A 7,967-nucleotide genomic window follows, 5' to 3' on the forward strand; every position below is an offset into this window, starting at 1 on the left:
CTAAAACATGCATTTCGAAGGATATAAGGTCCCCTTAGCCAGCAGTTGAATATAGACCATTCATTGAATTCGTTTCACATTTCTCCGCAGTCTTGAAATTTTATAAATTCTATTATTGCAAAAAACAACCAATGAATGCTTTAATGATGCGATGATATTCTTACTCGTAATCTATTTAACGAATTATGATTATTTTGTCTTTTGTAAACCTCTTATTATGATCGATACAAGCAGTATTCCTAAATATCCCCCTGTAATAGGCGAAACCACAAAAATACCAATTATATTCCTGCTCGAACTAAAAAGTAACTTCATACTGGTTACAGCTACAGCTACAACAACTACTGATGTCCAGAAAATAACTTTTTGTTTTGTTGTTACTGTTGGCATTATCGTTACCGTTTCATGGTGTCGATACAAAGAACTAATTATCATCCAGATTAGCAAGAGTAATCCGGATACCGAAAAAGAATGCTGAAGTATTTTATAAAGAGGTAAATTATAAATCATTAATTCTCTTAGAGGAGAATATCGCTCAACAAAGTAACCATTAAAATGCGTAAACCCGTCGATGAACACATGTGTTAAGAAACCAATAATCACAGATAGGATAAACACTACCCAGCCCTTAGAATTCAAACTCCACTTGCTCAAGGTATTGTATGCTCGTTGATCGATATTATAGTTTGAAGGAAGATGCAATACTAAAATCTCCTTAACGATACTATGGAAAATCACGGCAAGGATCACACATAGGGGAATCGCCTGCAAAAATAGTCCTGTTAGAGAATGTCCTATACTTTGATAGGGCTCAAGCATAATAAAATATTCAAAATCAGGTGACATACTTCCTAGAATCAAGCCGGTAGCACTAAAATATTTTGGTTTCACATATTTAAACGGAAGTGCAAAAATAGGATGAGCAAAGGTAAAAGGCATAATCATCTCCTAGTGTTTTTTTATAACTTCTTAGCAACAAAGGTAATACAGTCTGTTGTCAGTTTTACAGCTTGTCCTTTTCTTTCAATCTCATATTCTAATTGTTTTACAGATTGTTGTTGAACTTCCCACTCAGTGTACTGATGAACTAATAAGTCCATCATTTTTTCTGTAGATAAATCCACTTCAAACATTGGATCTAATTCTTCTCCATTTTCAAGGTTTACCTCTTGTATGTTCGATCCGATAATAATGCAATTGGTCCCATTTGTTTTTGTTCCATAAATCATTTCATTAAGTTTTCTGTGAAGTACCTTCTCCGAACTTACATGTTCCAAAGAAGACACTGCTAAGATAATGTCATATTCCTCTTGATCGATTATGAAATGTTCAATATCAGATAATCTTATTACAATAAATGGTTCGACCCCAAATTTCTGACTATAACTCTCTAATTTTTCTATGGCCGACTCTAATAAATCCACGCAAACAACCTTACCCTTTCTGTTTTTCAAGAATTCTGCTATGGGTATACTATTCCTACCAATCCCAGCTCCTAAATCTAATACACTTAAGTTTTCTTGATCTCTGTATTCTTCTAATAGATCAATTACCGTCTTTACGGGTCTATGTAGCCAGGAACCTGGCTCGAATAAATTATAACTATCGTAACACATGTCATGATATCTCTTCTCTGCCGTTCTAATATTCGCTACCCTTTCCATATCACACCTCGGGCTTTCTAAATTAAGCATAATGCTGAAGAAACACCTTTGAAAAGTGGAAAGCAAATCAAAGTCGCAATACGGTTGTTAGCTCTTCTTCAATAATTTCGCCGCTGTCACGGAAACCGAAGCTTTCATAGAGCCTTTTAGCGGGCAAGTTATCAGCCTTATAAGAAATCCAGCAATATTGTGCGGGGCCTGCCGGTAGAGTGCGGATAAATTCTAAAATTCTTGTCATGGCTTCTCGGCCGTAGCCCTGATTCTGGTATCTTTTATCAATCATTAGTCGCAGGATACAATAGCTATCATTTACAAAGGATGGCACTTCATATCCAGTAATACCATAAGTCATCATCACAAAACCAACCGGCTCTTCATCCGCGTAAATCGCAAACGGAAAGGGATGACCACCATTGGTTACAAGGACATAACACGAAGCCATACTTGATAAATTGGACGCTACGAAGCGACGTTGATCGTCTGAAACCTCCAAATTGAAAATAGCACGTCGATTTTCTAGTGTGATCTTTCTGAGCGTAATCATGCTGGGCTTCTCCCTTCATATCTAAATTATTGAGTTTGGATATTATATCATCATTTTCCATGTTTTATGGCGATAGTCTGCCCACTAGCTAAAAAAGGCTACCGTTCAATCGGTAGCCAGGATGAAGTACTTATGTCTTTTATTTTCCTAGAAATCCACCTTCAGACTTAATCACTTGCCCCGTAATCCACTGCGAATCATCACTCGCTAAGAAACTAATGCCTCTAGCTGCATCTTCTGGCAAACCGATTCTTCCCATTGGAAACATAGGTAAAAAATGAGTTTTCATCTCATCCGTTATCCACCCGGAATCCGTAGGACCCGGATCAAAACCATTGACTGTGATATGAAGCGGAGCTAAACCAACAGAAAGAGGTTCAATTAATCCAATTAATGCACCCTTTGTCAATATATAAGCCAGGTTATCAGGGTCAGGCCCTTTAGAAACCATAAAAATAATTCTACCTGGAGTCCCCTTTGTATAATTCTTTTCGAACCTTCTGGCAAATTCAGTACTGAGTAAAACCGTGCCACGATTGTTCACTACATAGTGTTGATCTAACGAAGTGATGCTCAGGTTCTGATAATTCGTGGGCACGCAATAAGCTGCATTGTTAATTAAAATGGAAGCATTTCCTAAAGTTTGTTCTACCTGATCCATAATCTTTATTGAGATTTCAGGATTGGAAAAATCTGCTTCCATGTGACTCGCCCTGACTCCCAAGCTTTTCAGTTCTGCACAAAGTTGCTCCGGCCATTCCTTTTCTCCACCATTCCCTTCCGTTTCATCAAAAGGATGCCAATGCGTAAAGAAAATATCTGCCCCCTGGCTTGCAAGTGAACGGCATATGGCTGTTCCGATTCCTGTGGATCTGCTTGCTCCAGTAACGATTGCTATTTTATTTTTCAATGAGTTCAACTCTAGTACCTCCATTCATTAATTAGGAGGATAGGCACCCGCTCTAATTTTCATAGCTGATTGGCATTGAAGGATTTTCGACACACATTCATCTATGGAAAACTTGTCTGTCTCTACGATTACATCCGGGCAAACAGGCTCTTCATATGGAGAATCAATACCCGTAAAATGCTTGATTTGTCCGGCTCTTGCTTGTTTATATAGACCTTTCGGATCTCTCTTCTCACAAACATCCAAAGGGCATTGAACATAAACTTCCATATACGATTCTCCTATCAGAGAACGGACTTTGTCACGTGTGGAGCGATACGGAGAGATCGAGGCAACGATCACATTCAGGTTCGCATCAAGCAGAATCTTACCAATCTCACCAATTCTTCTGCCAACTTCCAATCGATCCTTTTCGCTAAATTGAAGATCCTGATTAATACCTCTCCTCAATGTATCACCGTCCAGAATGTAGCAATTCTCAATGTGATTTTTCAGTTCCTCTGCAAGCGTCGTTTTACCTGAACCTGATAGTCCAGTTAGCCATATCATTTGATTCATAGAGACGTACCTCTTCCTGCTAGATTCTATTGTTAAAATACTTTGTATAGTTATTCTAGCTTAAACACAATTTCATTACCTGTCCCATCCTTCTTTAAGGGTGAACTAAATTCCCTGAACTCTAATTTTATACCGGAGATATCATCAGGAAGCGGCGGTGATACTACGTAGTTATAAGCTGCATGGCCTGATGAACTTCCGCCGTTCGTCATTCGACTATCGTACGTTTCTCCTATATACAGCTCAAAATGGTGAAGTTTATTGGCATACAATTCAGAGGTAATATCCCAATCCATACTAAGCGTGATAACACTTGCATTCCTGTATTGTCGTATAGAGGTCAGTGTATAGAAGAACTCATCTGCCTCAATAGATTGTAGAACAGCAATATGTTTTCTAAAACCCGTTGGCTCGACCATCGGCTTAAAATGTTCTTCACTAAATAATGTCCCAAATACCGATTTTAAAAAATCCTCGTAGAGTTCAAACTTCGCCGCCCAATCTGAAATATACTCAAAAGGTGGGAATCCTGGATTATTATCCGAGCCTTCCTTACGTTGTTTTATCAATTCACAAATCTGCTCATCGATATCAGTAATTCTTTGATCGTAATGCTCGGTTGGGCGTATAAACTGCATCCGTTTCATCTTAGTCCTCCTTATTGCATTTCTTTTCATTCATATGCTCATTAGACTAGCGTTACTTCAACAAACTATTTTATACATTTAAACACGAGAAAAAGTGGGATTCTCATCCTTCTCTTATACTCTCCTACACTATTAAAAAACTGAGGATTTGGTTTACATTCTCTAATATCCTCTATTTTAAATCCAACATGTTTCAGTGACTGAAAATACTCTTCAAAAGTTCTGTGGTACTTAACTACACTTTCTCCAATCCAAGGCTCCATTCTCTTACCCATTTCAAAATAGTTATCGACGATCCAGTCCGACTTTCTTTCTGAAGTTATTGCACTTTTCATGGATGATGTTAGAACCGGATGCTGTACACTAAAAATAAACTGACCATTAGGGATAAGCGCACTACGGATACTATCAAAGATTGGTTCTAGGTCTTGTAAATAATGAATAGCTAATCGAGAGATTACCAAATCATATTTCTCTTTTGGGTAATTCCAACTCTCCATAGTAGCATGGTGAATCTCACTTTTAGATGTATTTAACAGTTCTTTTGCCGCTTTGACCATATTACTTGAACCTTCCACACCTTCGTAAAAGATACATCCCTGCTCAAGCAACTCATATCCGAACTTAGCATCCCCGCATCCTAAATCGAGCACCTTTTTCCCAAGTACATCGCCCATAAAATCATATATAACCGGCTTTTCAATAATGTTATTTGGGCTATCCGCTCTGTTCCTTCTTAATAAATAGTTATAGAAAAAATCCGCATTGTCATACACTGATGACCCTTTGTAATCCAAAAAAATACCCCCTTGCTGTTTAGAGTATACTTTTGGGTAATTTTAGCATTTATAATAACCTTATACTACCGATAATTTCATTTAGCTCTTAAACCTATCATAAAAAAAACACCCCAAAGAGTCTCTCTGAGGCGTCCAATTCCTTAGTGTTTGATTGGCAACGTATAGTATCCAAAAGCAAGATCAAGTATTGCACTCGCTTCTTGGCGAAGCAAAGGCTTTTTAGAACGAAAATCGACAGTCCCGTCATCATTCACTTTTGTATCTGGATCGACGATGCCTTGAGAGACTAAGGCTGTGATCGCATCAGCGGCCCAAACATCTGTATCCCCCTTAAGCGTGATTTCCGATGCTTTCTTAGCTTGTTTTAAATTTTGAATCATAACGGCTGCTACTTGTCTTGTGATGACAGCATTACGATCAAAACCAGGGATTCCTTTTTTCGTTAATTCTTTATTCCCCTCAATTAAATGAGGAAAGCCGTACCATCCATGGGCAAGAATTAGAGCATCCATAAACTCACCTTGTGTCATGGTTTCCTGTGGTTCGAAATTGTTGCCAGATTTAGCACTTATCACATCAAGCGAATACAGGTTGTCGATGTAAGATTTATAAGCGCTCTCCTCAGATACATCAGCGAATGCTGGCTTCGTGTGCACCTTACGAGCATCTGAAACAAAGTCTGGGCTATTAGGATTCGTATAATAAAAATATTCGATCTGATCGTTATGATCTTTTTTAAAGGCCAATTTATTACCTGATTCATCTTCGAACAATAGCGGATTAATCATTCTTAACGTATGTGTACCGCTAGTTCCAGTTTCCATAATCAGATTGCCATCTGCGTAGGTGAAGTTCGATTTCAAGAAATAGAATCTTGTGTTCAAATAAGTTCCAGTATATTTAGCAGCTTCTGATGCAGGCAATGGGAGATACGTTGGCGCCTCTGGCGCTTTCTTTTCAGGGAAATAGTGATCCATCAAGGCTTCATAAATATCTAAGCTCATCATTGTGTCATTGTTATAAGACATATAGAAAGCGGTATTCTCCTCGGGCAATAATACGATCAGGGATTGATGACCAGGCATATTCCCCCCTTTGAGAACCACATGATGGCCGTTCATCAGATCATTACGATACCCTTCAAATCCTCCAATCGTCGTCATCGGAAGCAATTCATTCGCAAAAACGGAGTACGTTTGCATCATCTTTGTGGTTTCTTTACTAATGATTTGCTTTCCATTCACGCTACCCTGTTGTTGAAAAAGAGTTAAATATTTAGCCATATCTTCTCCTGTGGAAAGGATGCTGCCCTGTGGCCCATCAGTAGGAGCATGCCCAAAGGTTGGATGAGGTTTACCATCTGGACCATAATGTGTGGCCATTCTATCTAAAAGCTCTGGGGTAAAACGTGCACTGGTAGAGTCCATCCCTAACGGTTTGAACACCTGGTTCTCCATATACTTATAAAACGGGATACCACTTACGTTCTCAATCGCGTAACCCGCAAGTAAAAAGGCAAAATTATCATAGGTGTAAGCTTCACCTGGTGTCCGAACGACCGTCGGCATATGCTCCGTCATAAACTTTTTCATGGGGATGTCTTGATCTACATATTCCGGTGCAACAAAGTTAGCTTTATCCGGGTAATCAAAGCCCGTTGTGTATGACAACATACTTCTTAAGGTTAACGGAGTTTCCGTTTCATTAGGTACTTTCATTCCTCCAAGATACGTATTGATATCGTGATCAAGATCCATCTTTCCTTGTTCCACTAGCTGCAGAGCTGCTAAAGCGGTAAATGTCTTCGAGACGGATGCGATCTGAAAGACGGTATTCTTATCGACAAGGGTTTTCTTTTCTTTGTCCGCATATCCGTACCCTTTATTCACAAGCACCTTTCCGTCTTTAACCACTACAAAATTGGATCCGTTCACATTGTATTCCTTCATTTTCTGCGCAAATATAGGGTCCGCGAAAGTCTCGATTTCTTTTCCATTAAAAGCTACTTTAGCGCTGTTTGACCTTTCCTCCGTCGTAGTTTGAGCTTCAGTCGTGTTTGTTGCGTTACTGGAGACTGGTGCTGAACATGCTGTAAATACAGCTGCTGATAATAATAGTGCGATGACGCTGAGCCTGCGTGTCTTTTTCTTCATAATCCATTCTCCTCTATAGGGTTATTTGTGAATTCCGAATCTGTTCTGAGTATCACAAACGGAATGTCATTCTAGCTAGAAACGTTCTGTCACCACTTAGCTTTGTTACATGTCATATGACGTGTAGGCTAATCAAAAAAGACACCAACAAGGAGTCAGTGTCTTCCATTTCGTATATTAGTCTAAAGAAGCTTATAGCCATCTTGAAAAATTTTTATGCGTTACTTTGATCTGATTTCGTTCGGCCCAAGCTTTTAACTGTTTCATCACTTCATCTTCATCTTTTTGGGACAAAAAATTAAAACATAATTTATAAGGAACAAATTTATTCACTTTAGGTCTAATCCCAACTACAGGACTAAAATATCCCTTTATATAAATATCATTAATCCGCTCTGCTTCTATTCTTAGATCTTCTATTAATATAGATTCCGGTTGAATCTGAATTTCAACAACCCTTCTGATGGTAAATATCCTGTAGACTAACACGAATGCAACAATCAGACAAATAATAGCCTGACCATAAAGTAAACAAGAAAGCACCAAATCGTCGCTAGCGGTATAGCGATAGTTCAGGTTATAAATTTGAAATATTTGAATCCCCATTAGCAGACTGATATACACCAGCAGCGGTATTAACGACGGACGCCTTACTCTATAAACCCCTATATGATCCATGTGCCCCTCCTTT

The 7,967-nt window shown here is 38.7% G+C and carries 9 protein-coding genes; all 9 read right to left on the reverse strand.

The window, feature by feature from the left end:
* Window positions 1-189: 189 nt before the first annotated feature.
* Window positions 190-939: a DUF4184 family protein gene (locus tag CA600_RS30065; protein ID WP_094874753.1), complete on the reverse strand. Its 750-nt coding sequence runs from the start codon at window positions 937-939 to the stop codon at window positions 190-192.
* Window positions 940-959: 20 nt separating this feature from the next.
* Window positions 960-1,664: a class I SAM-dependent methyltransferase gene (locus CA600_RS30070; RefSeq protein WP_094874761.1), complete on the reverse strand. Its 705-nt coding sequence runs from the start codon at window positions 1,662-1,664 to the stop codon at window positions 960-962.
* A 67-nt stretch (window positions 1,665-1,731) separates the two neighbouring features.
* Complete coding sequence (locus CA600_RS30075) at window positions 1,732-2,208, reverse strand: GNAT family N-acetyltransferase (RefSeq protein WP_094874754.1); 477 nt, start codon at window positions 2,206-2,208, stop codon at window positions 1,732-1,734.
* 139 nt (window positions 2,209-2,347) lie between these two features.
* Complete coding sequence (locus tag CA600_RS30080) at window positions 2,348-3,127, reverse strand: SDR family oxidoreductase (RefSeq protein ID WP_094874755.1); 780 nt, start codon at window positions 3,125-3,127, stop codon at window positions 2,348-2,350.
* Window positions 3,128-3,145: 18 nt separating this feature from the next.
* Window positions 3,146-3,730, reverse strand: a complete 585-nt coding sequence (gene cysC, locus CA600_RS30085) for an adenylyl-sulfate kinase (protein ID WP_306440433.1) — start codon at window positions 3,728-3,730, stop codon at window positions 3,146-3,148.
* The gene (locus CA600_RS30090) at window positions 3,727-4,323 is read right to left on the reverse strand and encodes a hypothetical protein (protein ID WP_094874757.1); all 597 of its coding nucleotides are present in this window, start codon (window positions 4,321-4,323) and stop codon (window positions 3,727-3,729) included. The genes cysC and CA600_RS30090 overlap by 4 nt, the downstream gene beginning before the upstream one ends.
* Before the next feature lie 65 nt (window positions 4,324-4,388).
* Window positions 4,389-5,120 (reverse strand): class I SAM-dependent DNA methyltransferase, encoded by a 732-nt coding sequence (locus tag CA600_RS30095; protein ID WP_094874758.1) that lies wholly within the window; start codon window positions 5,118-5,120, stop codon window positions 4,389-4,391.
* A 143-nt stretch (window positions 5,121-5,263) separates the two neighbouring features.
* The gene (locus tag CA600_RS30100) at window positions 5,264-7,276 is read right to left on the reverse strand and encodes a serine hydrolase (RefSeq protein WP_094874759.1); all 2,013 of its coding nucleotides are present in this window, start codon (window positions 7,274-7,276) and stop codon (window positions 5,264-5,266) included.
* 192 nt (window positions 7,277-7,468) lie between these two features.
* Window positions 7,469-7,967 (reverse strand): hypothetical protein (locus CA600_RS30105; RefSeq protein WP_218832809.1); only part of this gene is annotated, 499 nt, incomplete at its 5' end.

The organism is Paenibacillus sp. VTT E-133280, assembly GCF_002264385.1.
Classification (GTDB): domain Bacteria; phylum Bacillota; class Bacilli; order Paenibacillales; family Paenibacillaceae; genus Paenibacillus_AQ; species Paenibacillus_AQ nitricinens.

Excerpts from the sequence above, each read along its gene's own strand:
- CA600_RS30075 (WP_094874754.1), bottom strand. The coding sequence starts at position 2,208 with ATGATTACGCTCAGAAAGATCACACTAGAAAATCGACGTGCTATTTTC.
- CA600_RS30100 (WP_094874759.1), bottom strand. The coding sequence starts at position 7,276 with ATGAAGAAAAAGACACGCAGGCTCAGCGTCATCGCACTATTATTATCA.
- CA600_RS30065 (WP_094874753.1), bottom strand. The coding sequence starts at position 939 with ATGCCTTTTACCTTTGCTCATCCTATTTTTGCACTTCCGTTTAAATAT.
- CA600_RS30070 (WP_094874761.1), bottom strand. The coding sequence starts at position 1,664 with ATGGAAAGGGTAGCGAATATTAGAACGGCAGAGAAGAGATATCATGAC.
- CA600_RS30090 (WP_094874757.1), bottom strand. The coding sequence starts at position 4,323 with ATGAAACGGATGCAGTTTATACGCCCAACCGAGCATTACGATCAAAGA.